The sequence below is a fragment of the Neisseria sp. P0020.S003 genome (assembly GCF_051957095.1).
GTDB lineage: Bacteria > Pseudomonadota > Gammaproteobacteria > Burkholderiales > Neisseriaceae > Neisseria > Neisseria subflava.
The window spans coordinates 1-435 of the sequence record NZ_JBQCWU010000090.1; the positions used below are offsets into that span (position 1 = coordinate 1).

Annotated in this window: 1 protein-coding gene and 1 pseudogene; both read right to left on the minus strand. The window is 47.1% G+C overall.

All coding sequences use genetic code 11. From position 1 onward, the window contains the following. Positions 1-237: pseudogene (locus ACTHTQ_RS11465) on the minus strand (hypothetical protein); the annotation flags it as partial. Further along, positions 238-435, minus strand: a 198-nt coding sequence (locus ACTHTQ_RS11470; RefSeq protein WP_440363986.1) for a hypothetical protein, incomplete at its 5' end; no start/stop codon positions are given.

Below are 435 nucleotides of genomic sequence, written 5' to 3' on the forward strand. Positions count from 1 at the left end.
TGTGGGGGGTGTTGTTGGTGGTGTTGGGTGTGTGTGGGGGGTGGGTTGTTGGTTTTTTGTTGGTTTTGGTTGTGTTTGTGTGTGTTTTTGGGTGGTTTGTTTTTGGGGGGTTGTGTTGGTTTTGTTGTTTGTGGTTTGTTTTGGTTGTTTGTGGGGTTGGTTTTTGTTGTTGGGGTTGTGTTTTATGGTTTTGGTTGTGTTATGCTGGTTGCGTTCCTTGGCGGTGTGCGCAAGCACTTAAGTCCAGGCGGCGGGGTTTGGTTGGTTGTTTTTGGTTTGGTGGGGTGTTTGTGTTTGTGTGGTGGGGGTTTTTTGTGGTGGTGTTTTTGGGTGGTTGTGGGTTTTTTGTTGTGTTGATGTGTGTGTTTGGGTTTGGTTTTGTGGTTGGTGTTGGTGGTGGGTTGGTTGTGTTTTGGTGTGTGTTGTTTGTGTGGG